Source organism: Streptomyces sp. NPDC055078, from assembly GCF_053607985.1.
On the sequence record NZ_JBSGUP010000004.1, the window covers coordinates 15,883 to 36,102 of the forward strand.

A 20,220-nucleotide genomic window follows, 5' to 3' on the forward strand; every position below is an offset into this window, starting at 1 on the left:
CGGCGAAGGACCTGGTCCCCAAGAACAACGTAAAGGCGGTACCGGATTTCTCCGATACCGCCTACGACCTGCGAAAACGCTGGTCGGGACGACAGGATTTGAACCTGCGACCCCTTGACCCCCAGTCAAGTGCGCTACCAAGCTGCGCCACGTCCCGATGCCCGTCTGACCTGGGGTTTCCCCGGGTTGAACGTGCATGAGAACAATACCGCACTCGGGCCGGTGGTCACGAACCGCTTTATCCGGCGCGACACAGCGCGACGGAGTCGCCGTACGGCATGAACGCTGGTCCCCGCAGTGCGGTTCGAACGGGGGTCCGGAGCCGGGTGGGGCCGGAGCCGGGTGGGGCCGGTGCACCCGCGCGGCGCGGGCCCCGGGGCGGCGACGGGAGGTCCGGGGCCAGGGGGTCGGAGCGTCACTCCGGGGGCGGAGCCGGGTCCGGCGGTGCGGTCAGGTCGGGGTGGGCGTCCAGCAGTCTGCGCGGGGCGGCCTGGCGCCAGGAATCGAGGAGGATCGCATGGAGCTCGTCCTCGTCGACCGCGGCGAGCCGAACCCTCAGCCAGGCGTAGTTGTCGTCGTGGCCGGCGCGGAGGAAGAACTTCTCCGGCTCGGCCGCGATCAGCTCCGCACGGTCCTCCTTGGGGCACTTCACCCCCAGTACGGAGTCGTCGTCATCGAGCGAGGCGAAGATCCGTCCGGCGCTCGCGAGCCGGAAGGTGGGCATGCCCCAGGCGAGCTTCTCCAGCGCCCCGGGCAGGGAGAGCGCGAGTCTGCGTGCATCGTCGGCGGTGGCCATATCAAGACCGTACGGCGCGGCACTGACAATCGCGCGCGGCGATCCGTTCTCCGGTCGCGGGAGCGCTTTCTGCGGCGCTGTCGGGAGATCGACGGCATGGCCGGAAAAGTAGGGGCCCGGTGGACCGCCGGCGCCTCCGGGAGAGATCGCCAAGACCTCACCAGGACTCCGGGACGGGGGGCCTGCGGCGGGTACGCAGGAGCAATGGGGGTAGAAACGGCGCGCGAACCAGCGCGGCCGGAGCCCGCGTACGCTCCGGAACATGATGGGAGGACCCCCGGCACTCCCCGACATAGCCTGCAATACCGGACAGACCGCCGGACTCCTCGCCGCCAAATGGGGGCGCGCGACTCTCAAAGAGCTTCCTTTGCGCGCCTTTCACTACCCATCTTCGTTCGCACGCCGGAAAACGCTCCTATGCGCGGGCTGCGCAGCCGGGGATTTTCAACCGCGCTGCTCAGGTGGGTGCATTTCCGCCCACGTCTGAGCCGTATCGGTTCTTCAGATGGTGCCGGATGTCGCGGCTGTGCACGCCTGAGACGATCTGCTGTTCACCGGGCTCAATGTCCCAGGAATCCATTGCCATTGGCATGTGGCAGAGCGAACCACGAAGGGAATGCCGTACGGCAGAACCCAGAGCGATCCGTCTGTCGGGACTGGATCGCCACAGAGGCACCATCTGCACAGAGTCACCATCTGCTCGAACAACCGCCCGAGCAGTCTTTTCGCAGAGGAAGGCTCGCCATGGACGAGTACTTCAGCAGTCGGCTTCATCACCAGCTCAGGAGTGAGGTCCGGGGTTTTGCCGAGAGGGAGGTGCGACCACTGATCCCCAAGATGGAGGCCGATCGGTCGGTCCACCATGAACTGTCCCGTCTCATAGCCAGGCAGGGCTGGCTGGGGGCCACGATCAGCCGCGACCACGGCGGTATGGGAGCGGGTCATCTCGCCAAGACGATCATTATCGAGGAGTTGGCCAGGGTCAGCGGCGCGATGGGCGCGATGGTGCAGGCGTCCCAGCTCGGCGTCGCCAAGATCATCCACTTCGGCAGTGAGAAGCAGAAGCGGACCTGGCTGCCGGCCGTCGCGGCCGGCGACTGTCTGCCGACGATCGCCGTGACCGAGGCGGAGTCGGGTGGCCATGTGCTGGGGATGAGCGCCACCGCGGTACGGGACGGCGACGACTACCTTCTCAATGGCAGCAAGATCTATGTGGGCAACAGCCATGTCGGCGATCTGCACGGTGTGGTCGTGCGGACCGGACCCGGTTCGAAGGGGCTGACGGCCTTTCTTGTCGAGGCCGACCGCCCCGGGGTCAGCACCGGGGAACAGGTGCCCGCCATGGGACTGCACGGCTTCAGTTTCGGTGAACTCCACTTCGAGGACTGCCGGGTCCCGGCCTCCAGCCGCCTCGGCGAGGAGGGCGACGGACTGTCCGTGGCGTACTCCTCCAGCGTGCTGTACGGGCGGGCGAACCTCACCGCCGTATCGCTGGGGATCCATCAGGCGATCCTGGATGAGACCACGATGTTCTGCGCTCAGCGCCACCGTTACGGAAAGCCGCTCCACGACCTGCCGTCCATCAGGCTGAAGCTCGGCAAGCTCCAGTCACGGCTGATGACGGCCCGGCTCTCCGCGTACCACGCGGTGCATCTGCTGGACGAGGGGATGCCGTGCGACGCGGAGTTGATGAACGCGAAACTGATCAATGTCGAGTCGGCGATCGACTCGGCCCGTAACGCGATGGAGATCCACGCCGCCGCCGGGCTCTTCACCGACCGGCCCATCGAACGCTATCTCCGCGACGCACTGCATATGTTCGCCCCGGCGGGCACATCGGACGTCCAGCTGCTGCGCCTCGCCGAGGTCGCCCTCGGCACCGCGAAGGGACAGTGGTCACAGCGGCTGGCCGATGCGCCCAGGGTGGAGGTGACCGTCTGACCTGCCCGGTCGGCAGGCCCCAGCCGGTACGGAACCGCCGCCCGAACCGTCCGAAACCGTCCCAACCAATTCGGACCGGCCGGAACCGGTCGTGACAGCAGATCGTCACCGGCGGCAGCGGACGTCCGGACGGTACGGACCGCGGGAGGCGTTCCCGGGAGCGCGGAGCACCCGGGGAGCCGCACCGCACCGTATCCGGGTCAGATCACACCGTCCTCACGGCGGTGGATCTGCTCGACCAGTTCGGCGGCCAGCGACTTGATGGTCTCCAGACCCGCCCTCCCCCAGGGGCGCGGTTCGGTATCGACCACACAGATGGTGCCGAGCGCGATCCCGGTCCGGTCGATCAGCGGTGCCCCGAGATAGGAGCGGATGCCGATCTCGTCGACGACCGGATTGCCCGCGAACCTCGGGTAGTCGCAGACGTCCTCCAGCACCAGCGCCTTGCGCCGGACGACGACATGCGGGCAGTACCCGTGGTCGCGGTCCATGAACCTGCTGACCTCTGCGCCGCCCGACGCGGCGACCGCGGTCAGATCACTGCCCGTGTGCTGACCGGTGGGGGTGTGCAGTCCGGCGAAGTACTGCCGGTTCTCGTCAATGAAGTTGACCATGGAGTACGGGGCACCCGTCACCTCCGCGAGGTGGTGCGCGAACTCGTCGAACGCGGGGTCGGGGCGGTCACCGAACCCGAGCTGGCGCAGCCGCTCGACCCGTGCGGGCGCCTCCCGGTCGATGGGGGTCAGCAGCAGATGGCCGGTGGGGTCGTACGTCATGTCGGTACTCCAAAGCTCGGCGCCGGAGTGGGCACCGCGGTGGTGGTGAGGAGATGCTGGACGAGAGTGACCAGGGTGCCGATCCCCGAGCTGGCGAGGCGCGCGTCACACATCACGACCGGCACCTGCGGCTTCAGATCGATCGCGGCCCGCACCTCGTCCGGTTCGTAGCGGTACGCGCCGTCGAACTCATTGACGGCGACGACGAACGCGATGCCCCTGCCCTCGAAGAAGTCGACGGCGGAGAACGAGTCCTGGAGCCGGCGGGTGTCGGCCAGGACGACGGCGCCGAGCGCTCCTTCGGAAAGTTCGTTCCACATAAACCAGAAGCGCTCCTGGCCCGGTGTCCCGAAGAGGTACAGCACATGGCGATCGTCCAGGGTGATCCGGCCGAAGTCCATGGCGACCGTGGTGGTCGTCTTGGACTCGACACCCTCCAGCCGGTCCGTCAAGGCGCTGACCTGCGTCAGCAGTTCCTCCGTGCTGAGTGGTTCGATCTCGCTGACCGCTCCGACGAAGGTGGTCTTGCCGACCCCGAAGCCCCCTGCGACCAGGATCTTCAGGGCGGTGGGAAACCGGTCGTCCGGCAAGGAGCCGTCGATATCTGAGCTGTCGGCTTCAGAGCCGTCGTCGTAGGCCATCGAGCACTGCCTCCAGCAAAGAACGGTCGGTCGGTGTGTGGGGGGCCCAGGGCGCTCGGGCGATGATGGCACCGCACTCCACCAGGTCGGAGAGCAGCACTTTGGTGACGGCGGCGGGGAGTCTCAGATGCGCCGAGATCTCGGCGACCGAGATCGGACCGTCGCACAGGCCGAGCGCCAGCGTGTGTTCGGGTCCGAGATACCCCTTGGGTACAGCCCCGGTGGCCATCACCAGGGAGAGCAGATCCAGTGCGGCCGTCGGTCGGGTACGGCCGCCACTCACCGTGTACGGGCGGATGAGCCGACCGGCCGCGTCGTCCAGCAGGGGCCCGTCCTTGGGGGACGGCACGGTCACTGCCCCGGGATACTCGGCGCCCCGGTCGACGCTCTGGCCGGGGTGGTGAGATAGGGCCGTACGCTCTTGACCAGCATCCCCATCTCGTAGCCGAGGACAGCGGCATCCGCCTCGCTGCCCGCGAGGACCGCGAGACAGGTGCCGGAGCCCGCGGTGGAGACGAAGAGCAGGGTCGAGTCGAGTTCCACCACCACCTGTCGCACCTCCCCGCCGTCGCCGAAGCGGGCCCCCGCGCTGCGGCCCAGGGAGTAGAGGCCGGAGGCCAGCGCCGCCATGTGGTCGGCGCTGTCCGGCTCCAGTCCATGGACGGACTTCACCAGGCCGTCGGAGGAGAGCAGTACCGCACTGCGGGTGTAGGGCACGCGCTGGACCAGACCGCTGAGCAGCCAGTCGAGGTCCGAGACATGACCGTGAGGCGCATCGCTCGCCATGGTGCATCTACTCCTTGGAGGTGTTGTCGTGGCGCTGCGGGTCGGATGGTGGAGCGGTGGTGCCATGGGAGTCGGGTGGAGGCGAGTCCGTGGCGAGCGGCGATGCCTCGGCCAGTCCGATACCCCGTTGGAAAGCCGCCATCAGACCTGGGTCATGGACGGTGTGCTCTTCGTCCTTACGGGGCGGCGGCCCCATCTTGAGCTGCGGAACTATATGTTCCTGGCTGCGTCGCCTGGGGAGCTGGGGGCGGCCCATGGTGCCTCGGACGACTCCGGTGGCTTCGGAGGCCGGTCGGCGCGGCCGGTCGCCGAGGGGCGCGTTCTCCGTACGCGGCGGATAGGTGACGCCGGGTCGGGCGGCGGCGGGGTTGGGGCGGTCGGTGTGCTCCGCGCGTACGGGGAGGGGCCCGGACGTCTCCGGTGTGGTGTGCGTGTTCGTCGGCCGGTCGGGGTGGTGCGGGGACTGTCGCCGGTTCTGCGACTCGGTCTCCGACGGTGGCTGGGCGTGGGCCTGTGGCCGGGACTGGAGTTGGGGCTGGGGCTGGTCGCGTGGTTCTGGCCGGCGGGGAATCGAGGGCGGGGAGGTCGCCCGGGTGTGGATGGCCACCGGGGCGCGGTGGCGGCCGGATTCGTTGGTGTCGCCGGTGCTCGCGGTACCGGTGCTCGCGGTGCCGGCCCTTGCGGTGCCGGTGCTCGCCGTGCCCGCCCTTGCGGTGCTGTCGGTCTGCTGGAGGCGTCCCGTGTCCGCGCCGAGAAGCCCCAGCGGCAGTACGAGGATGGCCTGCACTCCACCGTAGATATTGGACTGGAGGCGGACCGCGATGCCGTGCCGCCGGGCCAGGGCGGAGACGACGAAGAGGCCGATCCGGCCGTCCTGGAGCAGATGGGCGACATTCACCTGATCAGGATCGGCGAGCAGGGCGTTCATCTTGTTCTGCTCGCCCATGGGCATGCCCAGGCCGCGGTCCTCGACCTCGACGGCGAGTCCGGAGGTGACGTGCTGGGCCCGCAGCAGTACCTGGGTGTGCGGGGCGGAGAACGCCGAGGCGTTCTCGACCAGTTCGGCCAGCAGGTGGATGACGTCGGCGACGGCGTGACCGCGCAGGGTGCCGTCGATCGGCGGCACCAGCTTGACGCGGGGGTACTGCTCGACCTCGGCGATGGCCGACCGGAGCACCTCGGTCATGGTGACCGGGTTGGACCACTGGCGGCGTGAGATCGCGCCGCCGAGGACGGCGAGATTCTCCGCGTGCCGACGGATCCGGGTGGCGAGGTGGTCGACATGGAAGAGGCCCTTGAGCAGTTCCGGGTCCTCGACCTCGTTCTCCAGCTCGTCGAGGAGCTGGATCTCCCGGTGGACCAGCGACTGGAGGCGCCGGGCCAGATTGACGAAGACCTCGACCTTCTGTTCGTTGCCGACGCTGCTGGAGAGCTGGGACGCCTGCACCACGGCCGCCACCGCGGCCTCGTGCGAGCGGTCCAACTCCCCGGCGAGTACGTCGATTTCATCGGCGCCCGGCGACGTGGGCAGCGGTGTGCGGGGGGTGGGCGGCCCCTCGCCGCGCCGTAGCCGTTCGACCACGGCGTGCAGATCGGCCTGGCCGCGCTCGGTCGAACGGGCCAGCGCCGCACAGCGGTCGAGTACGGAGGCGGCCAGCCGGTCCGAGCCGACCGCGGCCACTGCGACGGCCCCTATGGCCAGGGCGGCCGTACCCGTCAGGACGGCCCACAGGGCGGCGGACTGATGCGGGTTCGCGGTGTGGACGGTGAAGGTCACCGCGGCGGCGCCGCTCAGCGCGGCGACGAGGGCGGGCAGGACCGCGGTGCGCAGCAGCCGGGGGCGGAGACGGGATTCGGGAGACCGCGGCGGCGCGGGCGACGGCGGGGCCTGCGCGGGCCCGGACCTGCCCACCGAGGGTTTGGTGCGGGGGCCTGACCGGCCGTGGCGCCCGCCCTCGCGGCGGTCGGACCGCGTGGCGGGTGCGCGTAATGGAGACATCAGCGTCCTCGGTGCGTGGGGGTCCCAGGTTCGGCGTACTACTGCGTCGGGGGTCGGCGTACTGCTCGTATGGAGTCCTCTTCGGAGTCCCGGTGGGCTCAATGGCTGCCGGGCACGGGAGGGATGAGCCCGCCGTCGATCACCGGCAACACACGGTAGTGGTCATGCGGGCACGTGCGAGGGGCAGTTGACAAAGTTGCCCGCCATTCGTCCCGCTCTGGTATGAGGCTTCGCACCCCGGTACGAAAATGGCGAATGCGCTTGCGCCGGACGGCTGCTGGGAGGCCATGTCCCCCGCCGAACGGGCCGGATCGAAGAGCCGTCCCGCCCGGGGACTCCGGCGGAGGAGGAGCCGGCACGGCGCGGCGCGTTCCCGCCCGAGGACCCCGGCGGAGGACGGGCCGGGAGCGAGCGCCGCGTCCCGCCCGGGAGTTCCACCGGAGGACGGGCCGGCATGGCGCGGCGCGTCCCGCCCGGGGACTCCACAGGGGGCGGGAATCGAGCGGTGCGGCTGGGTCGGGAGGAGCGGGTGGGGGGACCGGGTGCGCTTCCTGGGGCGTGGTGATCGGGCGCGGGCGTGGTCAGGCGGTCGGGGCGACCTCCGGGCTGCCGGTGCCGGTGCTCTTGTCCCGGCCCGGACTCCTGCTGGGGAGCGGTGCCCAGCCTTCCGCCGGGACGGGTGCGACGGCACGCCACCAGGGATCGGCCGGTACGGCGTCGGCGGTGGGCTCGAAGGGCTCGCCGGGCCGGGGCACCGCGACCCGCGCGCCCGCATCGGCCGCCGCCGCGACCGTACCCTCGGCGGGCTCCGCCCAGGGGTGCGGCGCGAGATTGAAGGTCGCCCAGTGGATCGGCAGCATCACCCCGGCCGGCCGGCCACCCTGGAGATCGAGGTGGGCGCGCATGCCCTCGGCCGGGGTCATATGGATGTCCGGCCAGTACTCGCTGTAGGCACCGATCTGGATCATGGTGGCGTCGAAGGGGCCGTGCTCGGCGCCGATGTCCCTGAAGCCGGGGAAGTACCCGGTGTCCCCGCTGTGGAAGATCCGGTGCTCGGAGCCGCGGACCGCCCAGGAGGCCCAGAGGGTGTGCTGCTGATTGCGCAGCCCGCGTCCGCAGAAATGGCGGGCGGGGGTGGCGGTGAGGCGGAGACCGGCCACTTCGGCGGTCTCGTTCCAGTCCAGCTCGCGCAGGCGGTGGGCGGAGACGCCCCAGCGCTCCAGGTGGGCGCCGACGCCGAGCGGTACCGCGAAGACCGTGTCGGCGGAGGCCAGGGCCTTGATGGTGGGCAGATCCAGGTGGTCGTAGTGGTCGTGGGAGATCACCACGACATCGACGGGTCCGAGGGCGGCCAGCGGCGCGGGCACGGGGTGGAGCCGCTTCGGGCCGACGAAGGAGAACGGTGAGCAGCGCTCGCCCCAGACCGGGTCGAACAGCACGCGGCGGCCGTCGATCTCGGCGAGCACGGTGGAATGCCCCATCCAGGTGAGCCGCAGCCCGGACGGCGGGGGCTTCGCGAGGTCGGCGGCCGTGATGCCGTGCAGCGGAATCCGGCCGGTGGGGGATCTGCGGGCCCGCGCCTCCTTGCGGAAGTAGATCTTGGCGAACTCGACCATGGAACCGCCCGAGGGTCTGGTCCTGGCGCCCACGGGGTTCTGGAAGACTCCGTCCGCGTAATTCGGCGAACGGCGGATCCGCTCCAGCCTGGCTCCGGCGGGATCGGCGCCGAACGGGGCGGTTCGCAGTGAGCGCAGCCGGGCTCTCAGCGGGTGAGGCGATCCAGCGTCGGTCACAGCACCTCCATAGGTCAGGGTCTTTTCATTATGTGCGCGCGGTCTGACAGTGCGGGGTGAGGATCGGCCGCATGGCAGAGCCGTCCGCCCCGCGCGACGGAACCTCGCGCTCCGCCCAGCGGCGCGCATGGCCGCAGGTCATGGCCCCGCTGTCATTGCTGTCGTTGCCACCGGATTCCCTCACGACCAGGGCAACGCGCACTTCGGTGTCGATGTTCCTGACACCGACCTTCCCCTTCATTTGCCTTCGCAACACCTTTCGGGTCCGGACCCCGACCGGGCTCCGACCGGGCTCCGGTCCACCCGGCCCGACCAGCCCTGACCACTGGTCCCGACCGGCACGGGCGACCCGCGCCTCCCTCGCGCCCACCTGGCCACCGGGCGCCCCGCCCGCCCCGCACCCGGGGATATTGACGATCATGTTGACAACGGAGATCACCACTTCGGATACTCACCGGCCATTCAGTTGTCACGTCGTTGTCGCCGGGACCCGGCAGGTCCGGGCCGCCCGGCCACGCCGTGATCACCTTCCCCGAGGAGATCTTCCGATGGCCGCACCCCTCCTGTCGCTCACCTGGACCGACCATGTCACCGGCCGCCAGGGGCACCTGGTGGTGGACCGGCTGGTGCGTGGCGTCGCCAGTGGCGGACTGCGGATGCGTGAGGGCTGCACCCTGGAGGAGGTCACCGGGCTGGCCCGCGGGATGACGGTGAAGGAGGCCCTGCACTACAACCCGGACGGGAGGTATCTCCCGCTCGGCGGTGCGAAGGGCGGTATCGACTGTGACCCGCGGGACCCGCGCGCGTACGGAATCCTGGTGCGGTATCTGCGGGTGATGCGTCCGTACATAGAGACGATATGGACCACCGGCGAGGATCTCGGCCTCACCCAGGACACGGTCGAGCGGGCGCTGGGCGAAGCGGGCCTGGTCTCCTCCGTCCAGGCCGTGTACCGGCTCCTCGACGACGAGAGCAGCGCGCGGCGGCGGCTCGCGGACGCCTTCGCCGTCGAGGTCGGCGGCATCGGTCTCGATGAGCTGGCGGGCGGCTGCGGAGTCGCCGAATCGGTGCTGGTCGCCCTCGACCGGGCCGGCCTCCCCCGCGCCGGGACCCGGGTCTCCGTGCAGGGGCTCGGCACCATGGGCGGGGCCACCGCCCGGTTCCTGGCCGGGGCCGGGCTGCGGATCGTCGCCGTCGCCGATGTCAAGGGCACCATCGCCAACCCGGCCGGTCTGGACGTCGAGGCCCTGCTCGCGGGCCGCGACACCTTCGGTACGGTCGACCGCGCGGTCCTGCGCGCGGATGATCTGGAACTGTCCGGCGACGCCTGGCTCTCCGCCGACGCGGAAATCCTGGTGCCCGCGGCCGTCTCGTACGCCATCGACACCGCCAACCAGGCCGCGATCACGGCCCGCTGGATCGTCGAGGCGGCGAACATGCCGGTCCTCCCGGACGCCGAGGCGCTGCTCGCCCGGCGCGGGGTGACCGTACTCCCGGACGTCGTCGTCAACTCCGGTACGAACGCCTGGTGGTGGTGGACCCTCTTCGGGGACATCGGGGCCGACGCGGAGGAAGCGTTCGCGTATACCCGCCGGTCGATGCGCGAACTGACCGGGCGGATGCTCGCCCGGGCCGAAGCCGACGGGACGACCCCCCGGACAGCCGCGCACGCGATCGCCGCCGATCGGCTGCCGGTCATAGCCGAACGCTTCGGCTGGTACGCGTGACTCCCCTCCGGTTCCCCGCGACGGCCGCCGGGTCCCTCCCCGCGGCCTCGCCCGCCCGGTGCCGGGCGAAGGGGCCGCCGCCCCGGCGCCGGGCGGGACGGCGGTCCCGACGCGCAGCGTGTCCGGATGAGTGCACATCCGTGATACTCCGCAAGATCCGCTGTGTAGGGTGAGGCCGTGGCAAGAGTCCGGTTGAGCGTGGCCGAGCGGCGCGAGGAGCTTCTCGGTGCCGCCGTCGAGCAGATCGCCGTGCACGGTGTCGCGGCTGTGCGGATCGCCGATGTCGCCGCGGCGCTGGGCGTGAGCAACGCTCTTGTCCTGTACCACTTCTCGACCAAGGAGAAGCTGGTCGCGGCGGCCTTCACCCATGCCGCGGACGCGGATCTCGTCCATTTGCGCAAGCTGTTGAGCCGCCGGACCTCCGCCCTGCGCCGACTGCGGGCCGCGGTCCGCTGGTACGCACCGACAGGGACGGCCAAGGGCTGGCGGCTGTGGATCGAGGGGTGGGCGGCGGCGCTGCGCGAGCCCGCACTGCGCGAGGTGGCCCGCGATCTCGACCAGCAGTGGAAGGCCGCGCTGACCGAGGTGATCGCGGAAGGGGCGGCCGGCGGGGAGTTCCCCTGCGCGGATCCCGCCGCCGCGGCCTGGCGGCTCACGGCGTTCCTCGACGGGCTCGCCGTGCAGATGACCTCGTACGCGGGATCGCTGTCGCGCGCCACGATGCTCCAGTGGACCGACGAGGCGCTCGCCCGCGAACTGGGGCTGGCCCGGCAGGACTTGACCGACGCCCTGCGCTGACCGCCCGGAGCGACCGGGGTCTCACGCCCGTCCGCCCGTCGCCGGGATAAGCCACCTGCGCCGCCGGGTCGGGCGCCACCACCGCTCCCGGTACCCCGGCCGCGCCGGAACATCCGCGACATCACCGGCATCACCGGGCACACCCCGGCCGGACAGCGGACGCGGCAACGCCCGAACGCCTGCGCCCACCCATGTCCCAACCCCCATACTGGGCAACTGTGTCGCACCTGTCTCAGCAACAAACGGACCACCTCTCCCCTCACGATGTGCTGGTCGTCGGCGGCAGTGGGGTGGACACGGTCGTCCGTGTCGGCTCACTGCCGGTCCCGCTCGCCGATTCACACGGCGTCGGCCCGATCCGCGAAGCGCCCGGCCGCACCGGCGGAAATGTGGCCCTCGGCTGCCGGGCCCTCGGGCTCTCCGTCACTCTCATCGATTTCATCGGCGACGACTGGCCGGGGCGTCAGGTCCGGGACCGGCTGGCCGCGGGCGATGTCGCCTTCGAGTCGTTGATCTCCCCCGCGGGCACCCGGCGTGCCGTCAATCTGGTCGATTCCTCGGGCCACCGGATGTCGTTCTACGACGGCCGGGACCCGGACGAGCTGCGTATGCCGCGCGACTTCTACCTCCCCCATGTGCGGCGGGCCCGCCATGTCCATCTTTCGGCCGTGAACTTCGCCCGCTTCCTCCTCGACGACATCGGGGAACTCTGTGTCCCCGTCTCCACCGATCTCCACGACTGGGACGGACTCACCGACCACCAGCGGGAGTTCGCCCTCCGGTCCGATCTCGTCTTCCTGAGCGCCGCCGGGCCGGGCGAGCGCATCGCGTCGGTGATGCGGGAGATCCTGCGCGACGGCCGCGCGCAGACGGTGGTCGCCACCGCGGGCGCCGGTGGCTCCTACCTCCTCACCCGGGACGGCGGCAGCACCCCGCGCCCGGTACCCGCCGCGATACCGCCCGCTCCGGTGGTGGACTCCAACGGCGCGGGTGACGCCTACGTCTGCGGCTTCCTCTACGGGCGGCTCGCCGGCCGGGGCCTTGAGGAGTGCGCCCGGCTGGGAGCGCTGGCCGGTGCCCACGCCTGTACGGGCGAGGGCAGCAGCGCGCTGATCGGTCAGGCGGAACTCCTGGCGGCTCAGGTCTGACGCAGCGGTTCGTACACCTCCGCCTGGAGGCCGAACGTCCAGGCGACGCCCTCACGCGCGGTCCGGGTCCCGGGCGGCACCCGCAGCCAGTACGTCCGGTGGGTGCCGTCCGGCTCCGGTGTGGAGTTGACCACCTCGACCATGACGACGTCCTCGTCGTCGGCGAGGGGTATGCGCCACAGGACGCCGGTCTCGTCGCGCTGCACGGGCTCGGCTCCCGACTCGGCGAGATACCGCTCGTACCCGTAGTACTCCAGCATCACGCGGCGCAGTTCGGCGTTCTCCTCGGTGCGTATCCGCTGGGGGGTGAGCGCCGACAGCTCGTCCAGGAAGCCGGCGGGCACCGGCATGCCGCGCCAGGCGCACAGCCCGAAGCCGTCGGCGAAGGAGAGGGCGGGCCCGGTGCCGCAGTCGAGACGGCCCGCTTCGTCGCGGTGCAGGACGACCGGCCGCTCGCAGATCACGACGGCCTTCTCGTACGGCCACCACCAGCCCGCGTGGGCCGCGACCCGGGCGAGCCCTTCGAGCCGCTCGCTGCGTCCGTCGAAGGCGGCGAGCCAGGCCGCGTCGTGCTGGCCGAGCACCGCGTCGAGGAGGATGAGCCGGATCTCGGTCTCCCTGGCCCGCGTCTCCACTCTCGCCATGATGGCCTCGGCCGACCCGGCCGGCGCATCCGGTCCGGACTCCGCATCCGGTGCGGACTCCGCGCCCGGCGCGGTCAGCTCGGCCACGACCCCGGCCCGGATGCGCTCGGCGAGCGCCCGGGTGCTGTCCCAGAGCCGGGCGCCCGAGACACTCCACAGCTCCGCCCAGCCCACGGGCCCCAGTTCGTCATGGATACGGCGGCGCTCCTCCGCCCACGGGAGGGTGCGCACCCGCTCCCGGACCGAGCCGCCCGCCCCGTCCAGAGCGCGGAGGGCCGCCACCGCCGCCCTCGGTGATGCCACCCAGATGATCCGCTCCGGCTCGGCGAGCCCGGCCGTGCGGTAGGCGAGCCGCACACCGGTCTCGGCCGCCGCCCGGTCCCCTGGCCCGGTCGCCGCCGCGACGGCCCGCCACTTGTCGGTGCGCTCGATGTGCCCGGCATGGTCGGTGTGCTCTGGGTGTTCTGCACGTCCTGCGTGCTCTGGGTGCTCTGGGTGTTCGGTGTGTTCGGTGTGCCCAGTGTGCTGTGGGTGTTCGGTGTGCTGTGTGAACCGCATGTGCTGTCCCGTCCCCTGTTGTCCGGTCCCCTGTTGTCCGGTCGCCGACCGGGTCTCGCTCGTGCTCTCCTGCCGATGTCGCGCCGCTCCTGCGGCACTGGTCGCCGACCAGGCGTCACGCCACCCGGCCGGCCCGTCCGCCGGGTCAGTCGGCGACGATGCGCACCGCGCCCGGCAGGTACTCCCGCTGGCGGACCACCCGGTACCAGCCCTTCGGCAGGGTGATCGCCGCATGCTCTTCGTGCACGACCCGTCCGCCCTCCGGCAGATGGAGGACCAGGGGGCCGAAGGGGCCGGGCTCCCGCACCAGCCTGCCGGGCCCGGTCACGGCATGGGCATGGCCGGTGACCTCCCCGAGCGCGAGCACCAACCGCCCCCGCCCGTCCCTCGGTTCGGCCGGCGCATCCGCGATGTGCGACGGCACGGCCTCTTCCGCGACGGACACGATCAGCACGTCTCCCTGCCGGTACATGGCTCTCCCCTCGCTGCCCGGCACCGAGTGCGCCGAACCTGAGAACGACGCTAACGGCAGGGTCTGACAACGCCGTCGGCGACAGGGCTCCGGCCGCCCCCCGCCGCCGTTGTCAGTCGGGCTTGGTACAACTGCTCCCATTGGACGATCAACGCCACCCGGTGTCTGGAGCACGTGATGACCATTTCGAGCCATTTGCAGGAGCTGCACGGCCTGCCCGTGTTCGACTTCCCTCAGACCCTCCAGTCCGGAGACAAGACCGGGCTGCCGCCCGAGTCGACGGTGGCCTGGCGGATCGCCGTCGACCCGTACGGCGACGGCGACACCGACGAGGAGTGGGAGCAGGCGTTCGCCCGCTTCCTGGGCACGGTGGACACCACCGAGGTCAGAGCACTGGTCGTCGGACCGTGGGCGGAGACGGAAGAGGACTCCCCCGACTCGGTCGTCGCCGAGCTGGCCGGTGCCCGGGCGAAGCTCCCCGCTCTGCGCGCCGTGTTCCTGGGGGACATCACCTGCGAGGAGAGCGAGATCTCCTGGATCACCCAGGGGCTGGTGACACCGGTCCTCGACGCCTACCCCGAACTGCTGGAGCTAGGGGTGCGCGGCGGTCAGAGCCTCACGTTCCCCGCCGTGCGGCACGCGAATCTCCGCTCGCTCGTCATCGAGACGGGCGGGCTCGACGCGGAGGTCGTCCGCGGTGTCGCGGCGAGCGATCTGCCCGCGCTGGAGCACCTGGATCTCTGGCTGGGCACCTCCTGGTACGGCGCGAACGCCGATGTGGCGGATCTGGAACCGATCCTGACGGGCACTCGGCTGCCGAGTCTGAGGTATCTGGCACTGCGCAACAGCGATATGCAGGACCAGGTCGCCGCCGCAGTCGCCGGAGCGCCCGTCGTCGCCCGCCTCGACACCCTCGATCTGTCGATGGGCACGCTGGGCGACGAAGGCGCGGAGGCCCTGCTGAACGGGCAGCCGCTGACCCATCTGCGGAAGCTCGACCTCCACCACCACTTCATCGGCGAACCGATGAGGAAGCGGCTGATCGAAGCGTTCCAGGGCTCGGGAGTCGAGCTGGTCCTCGACGACCAGCACGGCCGCGGCTCCAGTTCGGCCGAACAGGAGCACCGCTACACGGCTGTGGCGGAGTGACCACATGACCGGGACGCCCCTGCCGTCCGGCCGCCTCCGCCTCGCGGTGGTCGGCAACCCCGCCAACCGCCGGGTCGCGCTCTTCCAGGACGCGGTGTGCGCCGCCGGGCTGCCCGCCGCGCGGGTCGTCCCCTGGATCGATGTGCTGCGGGGGCGGGCGCGGTTCCGGCCCGGTGAGCGTGTCCGGATCGACTCCCCGGGCGAGGACGCCCTGGTGGACCGGGAGTTGCGGGGAGTGGACGACCCGGCCCGGGTCGAAGGCACCGCCCGCTGGTACGAGCGGTTCATCGCCGCGGTCCGGGAGGTGGCCGCCGCCTCGGCCGCGGCCGGGGCGACCCTGCTGGCGGATCCCGACGAGCTGGCGGTGCTGTTCGACAAGCGCCTGTGCCACGGTGTGCTGCGGGGGGCCGGGGTCCCGGTGCCCCGGTCACCGACGTCCGGTGCCGCTGCCCCCGTGGTCGGCGGCTGGGATGACATCCGCGCGATACAGCGGGCGACCGGGCTGCGCCGGATGTTCATCAAGCTCGCGCACGGCTCGTCGGCGTCCGGTGTGCTCGCCGTGGAAACCGCGAGCGGCGGCCGGGTGCAGGCGGCGACCTCGGTGGAACGGGACGGCCTCGGGCGGCTCTTCAACTCCCTGCGGGTGCGCCGCTATACGACCGAGCGGGAGGTGGCGGCGCTGGTGGACGCCCTCGCGCCGGACGGGCTGCATGTCGAACGGTGGCTGCCCAAGGCATTTCAGGACGGCCGGGCCGCCGATCTTCGGGTGGTGGCCGTCGCGGGCCGGGCCACCCACGCGGTCGTCCGGACGAGCCGCACCCCCATGACCAATCTCCATCTCGGCGGCGCCCGCGGCGATCTGGCGGCTGCCCGTGCCGCGATCGAGTCGGCGGGTGGCGACTGGCCCCGGACGCTGGGGATCTGTGAGCGGACCGCCGCCTGCTTCCCGGGGTCACCGCGCGTGGGCGTCGATCTGCTGCCCGGCACGGGGTGGCGGCGCTTCGCCGTCGGCGAGGTCAATGCCTTCGGCGATCTGCTGCCCGGGCTCACGGGTCTGGCGGGCAGCGGCGCGGAGGGCCAGGACACCTACGCGGCGCAGATCGCCGCCCTGCTGATGGGACAGGTGCCGCCGCACGAAGCGCCGGGTGCGGCGAGCCCCACCACTCCCCCGTCCACCGCGCCCGTACGGCCGTCCGTCCGCCGTTCCTCGCCGGTCGCGCGCGCGGAGCGCCCCGGGCCGGTCCCCGGTGACCCGGGCCCGGGTCACCTCGGCGAGCCGGACCCGGACCTGTGTCCCGAGCCGCGTTCCGCGCTGAATCCCGACATGAACGAGGTGGTCGGGCGGGACGATCTGCTGCTTGTCACCCTCGATACGCTCCGTTTCGACGTCGCCGCCGAACTGGCGGCGGTGGGCCGGACTCCATGGCTCGCGCGGCATCTCCCCCGGGGCGGGTGGGAGCGGCGGCACGCGCCCGGGAGTTTCACCTACGCCTCGCATCAGGCGATCTTCGCGGGCTTTCTGCCGACACCGGCCGCGCCGGGACCGCACCCGAGGCTGTTCGCCGCGCGTTTCGCGGGCAGTGAGACGACCGCGGGGCGCACCTATGTCTTCGACACCCCCGATCTGGTCTCGGGGCTGGCGGACGCCGGGTATCGCACGGTGTGCATCGGCGGGGTCGGCTTCTTCAACCAGCGGGGCCCGCTCGGTTCCGTGCTGCCGGGGATGTTCCAGGAGAGCCACTGGGAGCCGGAGTTCGGTGTCGCCTCCGAGACGTCCTTCGAGGCCCAGGTGGCCCGTGCCGAGGAGGTGGTCGCCGCCCTGCCCCGGGAGCAGCGGCTGTTCCTGTTCGTCAATGTGCCGTCACTGCACCAGCCGAACTGGTTCCATCTGCCGGGCGCCACCCGCGAGACGGGCGACTCCCGCGAGACGCACGCCGCCGCGCTGGAGTACGTCGACCGGCACATCGGGCGACTGTTCGATGCCGCGCGCAGCCGTCGTCGCTGCTTCGCGATCGTCTGCTCCGACCACGGAACGGCGTACGGCGACGACGGCTACACCGGACACCGCATCGGCCATGAGGCCGTCTGGACGGTTCCGTACGCCCACTTCTTTCTCGACCGCCTTGAGGCCGACACATGAGCACGCTCCCGCACCGCCCCCGCCCTTACCAGAGCTATGTCTACGCATATCCACACAAGACCGCCTATCACCGGCTTGAGGACCGCCCCGCCCTGCGCGGACTGTGGGCGGCGGAGCCCAAGGACGCGCTCTCGCTCTATCTGCACATACCGTTCTGCGAGGTCCGGTGCGGGTTCTGCAATCTCTTCACCAGGATCGGCGCGCCCGGCGAACTGACCAGCCGCTATCTCGACGCGCTCGACCGCCAGGCGACCGCCGTGCGGGACGCGCTCGGCGAAGGGGAAGGAGAGGGCGAAGGGGAAGGGGAGAGCGACGGGGAGCCGGTGCGCTTCGCCGCGGCGGCGTTCGGGGGCGGCACACCGACCTTTCTGACCGCCGGGGAGCTGGACCGGCTCTGCGACATCGCCGAGAAGCGGATGGGTGCTGATCTGTCGGCCGTCCCGTTCTCCGTGGAGACGTCGCCGACCACCGCGACGGCGGACCGTCTCGCCGTTCTCGCCGCGCGCGGGGCCACCCGGGTGAGCATCGGCGTCCAGAGCTTCATCGACGAGGAGGCGCGGGCGGCGGTCCGGCCGCAGCGGCGCGCGGATGCGGAAGCCGCTCTCGGCCGGATCCGCGATGCCCGCGTCCCGGTCCTCAATATCGACCTGATCTACGGTATCGACGGTCAGACCCCCGCCACATGGCGGCATTCCCTGGACGCGGCGCTCGACTGGCGGCCGGAAGAGCTGTATCTCTACCCCCTCTATGTCCGGCCGCTGACCGGGCTGGGGCGGCTGGGGGCCGGTGGCGACACGGCATGGGACGCCCAGCGGCTCCGGCTGTACCGGCAGGGCCGGGACCAACTGCTGTCGCACGGCTATGAGCAGGTGTCGATGCGGATGTTCCGCCGGGCGGACGGGAGGAAGGCGACCGCGGACGGCGCCGGGTCAGGGCCGGGGCCGGCGACCGGGCCGGGGGTCAAGCCGGGGGCCAGGCCGGGGCCGGGGGCCAGAGCCGAGGACAGCGCAGGCGCCGGAGCCGGGGCCGGGAGCAGCGCCGGGGCCGGAGCCGGTGACGGTGCGGGAGCCGGAGCACGGACAGGCGCCGGGGCCGGAGCCGTCCGGGGCCCGGACGACTACGCCTGCCAGACGGACGGCATGATCGGTCTCGGCTGCGGTGCCCGCTCCTACACCTCGGGGCTCCACTACTCGTTCGACTACGCCGTGAACGCCGGGCAGGTGCGCGGCATCATCGACGCGTACACGATGACCGAGGACTTCGGCCATGCCGAGGTCGGGCGGCGGATGGACGGCGGCGAGTCGCGCCGCCGTCATCTGCTCCAGTCGCTCCTCCAGGCCGAGGGGCTGGACCGGGCGGCGTACCACGAGCGGTTCGGGGGCGATCCGGGCGACGATTTCGGACCCGAGCTGGACCGGTTCGGTGCGCTGGGCTGGCTCGACGAGTCCGCCGCGCCGGAGCGGCTGAAGCTCAGCGCGGAGGGGCTCGCGTACTCGGACGCGCTGGGCCCGGAGCTGTTCTCGCCCGCCGTGCGGGCCGCGATGGCCGCGTACGAGCCGAAGTGAGCAGCCCGATGGACCTGACGATGGGCGATCCGATGGACCTGACGATCCTCTACCGGGGCCCGCTCGCCTCGTGCGACTACGACTGCCCGTACTGCCCGTTCGCCAAGCGGCGGGACAGTCCGGACCGGCTGCGGGCGGACCGGGCCGCGCTGGAACGTTTCTCCGCCTGGGTGTCGGCGCAGACCGGGGACCGGCTCTCGGTGCTGTTCACCCCCTGGGGCGAGGGCCTGGTCCGCTCCTGGTACCGGCGGGCGATGGTGGAACTGTCCCGGCTGCCGCAGGTGCGGCGGGTGGCGATCCAGACCAATCTGAGCTGCCGTACCGATTGGCTGGCCGAGGCCGATCCCGACACCCTCGCGCTCTGGTGCACCTATCACCCGGGGCAAACCCCGTACGACCGGTTCCTCGGAAAGTGCCGGGACCTGGCCGATCGGGGAGTGCGGTTCAGTGTGGGGACCGTCGGTCTCCCCGGGCATCTGGAGCACGCCCGCCGGCTGCGCGCCGAACTGCCCGAGCGGGTCTATCTCTGGGTGAACGCGGCTGACGGGCACACCTGTACGGACGCCGAGGCCGCCGCGTGGACGGAGCTGGACCCCCTCTTCCCGTACAGCCGCCATCCGCACCGCTCGGCCGGGCTCCCCTGCCGGACGGGCGAGTCGGTCATCTCGGTGGACGGAGACGGGACGGTGCGGCGCTGCCATTTCGTCCCCGCCGAGCTGGGCAGTCTGTACGACGGCTCGTACCGGCGGGCCCTGCGCCCTCGCACCTGTCCGCTCGCGGTCTGCGACTGCCATATCGGCTATGTCCATCTGGAGTCGCTGCCGCTGTACGACGTGTTCGCGGGCGGTGTCCTGGAGCGGATCCCGGCCACCCTGCCCGGGCGCGGTGTTCGGCTGCCCTGACAACCGGGCGGCCGCGCCCTGGCCATGCGCCATGCGTGACTGCCCTGACGACCGGGCCACCGCGCAGGGCCCACGCACCATGCGCGACTGCCCGGAGCAGCGCCCACACAGCACCGCCTCCGCCCCACCCGGCGGACGGCACACCCGGCGCGCCCGGCGGCCGGGCCTCCTCCACCGACCGGACCTCGTCCTGCCGCACTCCGTCGCGGGAGACCACGCAGTTGACCACCGTGCTGCCGAGCGGCGACCTGGCCGGGTGACTGAGGTCGACAGCGCGCCGGTACGTACGGCGGACGGCGCTGCGCAGGCGGTGGATCATCGACACGCGGGGCTCCTTCGGCAGATCGCCGGACAGTCTGCCAGCAGCGCGCGGGGGGCGACAGGC

The 20,220-nt window shown here is 71.5% G+C and carries 18 protein-coding genes, 1 tRNA gene and 1 pseudogene; 9 read left to right on the forward strand and 11 right to left on the reverse strand.

From position 1 onward, the window contains the following. Positions 1–80 precede the first annotated feature (80 nt). A tRNA-Pro gene (locus tag ACWF94_RS00935) sits at positions 81–157 on the reverse strand. Positions 158–415: 258 nt separating this feature from the next. After that, positions 416–796 (reverse strand): MmcQ/YjbR family DNA-binding protein, encoded by a 381-nt coding sequence (locus ACWF94_RS00940; RefSeq protein WP_453483403.1) that lies wholly within the window; start codon positions 794–796, stop codon positions 416–418. Between the two features lie 744 nt (positions 797–1,540). On the opposite strand from ACWF94_RS00940, the gene ACWF94_RS00945 reads away from it, so the two are divergent. After that, the gene (locus tag ACWF94_RS00945) at positions 1,541–2,737 is read left to right on the forward strand and encodes an acyl-CoA dehydrogenase family protein (protein ID WP_453483404.1); all 1,197 of its coding nucleotides are present in this window, start codon (positions 1,541–1,543) and stop codon (positions 2,735–2,737) included. Between the two features lie 200 nt (positions 2,738–2,937). Here the strand turns inward: ACWF94_RS00945 and ACWF94_RS00950 are convergent, their stop codons facing one another. The 7 genes from ACWF94_RS00950 to ACWF94_RS00980 all read right to left on the reverse strand — a co-directional run bounded on the left by ACWF94_RS00950 (position 2,938) and on the right by ACWF94_RS00980 (position 8,973). Then, positions 2,938–3,513, reverse strand: a complete 576-nt coding sequence (locus tag ACWF94_RS00950) for a GAF domain-containing protein (protein ID WP_453483405.1) — start codon at positions 3,511–3,513, stop codon at positions 2,938–2,940. Further along, positions 3,510–4,154: a GTP-binding protein gene (locus ACWF94_RS00955; RefSeq protein WP_453483406.1), complete on the reverse strand. Its 645-nt coding sequence runs from the start codon at positions 4,152–4,154 to the stop codon at positions 3,510–3,512. The genes ACWF94_RS00950 and ACWF94_RS00955 overlap by 4 nt, the downstream gene beginning before the upstream one ends. Then, positions 4,132–4,503, reverse strand: a complete 372-nt coding sequence (locus tag ACWF94_RS00960; RefSeq protein ID WP_453483438.1) for a DUF742 domain-containing protein — start codon at positions 4,501–4,503, stop codon at positions 4,132–4,134. Before ACWF94_RS00960 ends, ACWF94_RS00955 begins: the two co-directional genes overlap by 23 nt. 2 nt (positions 4,504–4,505) lie before the next feature. Beyond that, on the reverse strand, positions 4,506–4,940 hold the full coding sequence (locus ACWF94_RS00965; protein ID WP_453483407.1) for a roadblock/LC7 domain-containing protein: 435 nt from the start codon (positions 4,938–4,940) through the stop codon (positions 4,506–4,508). Positions 4,941–4,947: 7 nt separating this feature from the next. After that, positions 4,948–6,852 (reverse strand): ATP-binding protein, encoded by a 1,905-nt coding sequence (locus tag ACWF94_RS00970; RefSeq protein WP_453483409.1) that lies wholly within the window; start codon positions 6,850–6,852, stop codon positions 4,948–4,950. 668 nt (positions 6,853–7,520) lie between these two features. Further along, complete coding sequence (locus ACWF94_RS00975; protein ID WP_453483411.1) at positions 7,521–8,732, reverse strand: MBL fold metallo-hydrolase; 1,212 nt, start codon at positions 8,730–8,732, stop codon at positions 7,521–7,523. 28 nt (positions 8,733–8,760) lie between these two features. Next, positions 8,761–8,973: a hypothetical protein gene (locus ACWF94_RS00980; RefSeq protein ID WP_453483413.1), complete on the reverse strand. Its 213-nt coding sequence runs from the start codon at positions 8,971–8,973 to the stop codon at positions 8,761–8,763. Between the two features lie 307 nt (positions 8,974–9,280). Between ACWF94_RS00980 and ACWF94_RS00985 the strand changes: the two genes are divergently transcribed. From ACWF94_RS00985 to ACWF94_RS00995, 3 genes are all read left to right on the forward strand, one after another. After that, positions 9,281–10,459: a Glu/Leu/Phe/Val dehydrogenase dimerization domain-containing protein gene (locus ACWF94_RS00985; RefSeq protein WP_453483415.1), complete on the forward strand. Its 1,179-nt coding sequence runs from the start codon at positions 9,281–9,283 to the stop codon at positions 10,457–10,459. 177 nt (positions 10,460–10,636) lie between these two features. Continuing rightward, on the forward strand, positions 10,637–11,257 hold the full coding sequence (locus ACWF94_RS00990; protein ID WP_453483417.1) for a TetR/AcrR family transcriptional regulator: 621 nt from the start codon (positions 10,637–10,639) through the stop codon (positions 11,255–11,257). A 227-nt stretch (positions 11,258–11,484) separates the two neighbouring features. Further along, positions 11,485–12,405: a carbohydrate kinase family protein gene (locus ACWF94_RS00995; protein WP_453483439.1), complete on the forward strand. Its 921-nt coding sequence runs from the start codon at positions 11,485–11,487 to the stop codon at positions 12,403–12,405. Here ACWF94_RS00995 and ACWF94_RS01000 read toward each other — a convergent pair. Together ACWF94_RS01000 and ACWF94_RS01005 are read right to left on the reverse strand one after the other, a co-directional pair. Next, positions 12,396–13,481: a DUF6745 domain-containing protein gene (locus ACWF94_RS01000; protein WP_453483441.1), complete on the reverse strand. Its 1,086-nt coding sequence runs from the start codon at positions 13,479–13,481 to the stop codon at positions 12,396–12,398. The genes ACWF94_RS00995 and ACWF94_RS01000 overlap by 10 nt on opposite strands. A 271-nt stretch (positions 13,482–13,752) precedes the next feature. Next, positions 13,753–14,079, reverse strand: a complete 327-nt coding sequence (locus ACWF94_RS01005; RefSeq protein ID WP_453483419.1) for a hypothetical protein — start codon at positions 14,077–14,079, stop codon at positions 13,753–13,755. Between the two features lie 177 nt (positions 14,080–14,256). Between ACWF94_RS01005 and ACWF94_RS01010 the strand changes: the two genes are divergently transcribed. The 5 genes and pseudogenes from ACWF94_RS01010 to ACWF94_RS01030 all read left to right on the forward strand — a co-directional run bounded on the left by ACWF94_RS01010 (position 14,257) and on the right by ACWF94_RS01030 (position 19,835). Next, a complete protein-coding gene (locus tag ACWF94_RS01010; protein ID WP_453483421.1) occupies positions 14,257–15,228 on the forward strand; it encodes an STM4015 family protein in 972 nt (323 codons plus the stop codon). Between the two features lie 4 nt (positions 15,229–15,232). After that, a pseudogene (locus tag ACWF94_RS01015) lies at positions 15,233–16,342 on the forward strand (STM4014 family protein); the annotation flags it as partial. A gap of 210 nt (positions 16,343–16,552) precedes the next feature. After that, positions 16,553–17,368, forward strand: a complete 816-nt coding sequence (locus ACWF94_RS01020; RefSeq protein ID WP_453483443.1) for an STM4013/SEN3800 family hydrolase — start codon at positions 16,553–16,555, stop codon at positions 17,366–17,368. Beyond that, the gene (locus ACWF94_RS01025; RefSeq protein WP_453483423.1) at positions 17,365–18,933 is read left to right on the forward strand and encodes an STM4012 family radical SAM protein; all 1,569 of its coding nucleotides are present in this window, start codon (positions 17,365–17,367) and stop codon (positions 18,931–18,933) included. Before ACWF94_RS01020 ends, ACWF94_RS01025 begins: the two co-directional genes overlap by 4 nt. A 32-nt stretch (positions 18,934–18,965) precedes the next feature. Next, the gene (locus tag ACWF94_RS01030; RefSeq protein WP_453483445.1) at positions 18,966–19,835 is read left to right on the forward strand and encodes an STM4011 family radical SAM protein; all 870 of its coding nucleotides are present in this window, start codon (positions 18,966–18,968) and stop codon (positions 19,833–19,835) included. Positions 19,836–20,220 lie beyond the last annotated feature (385 nt).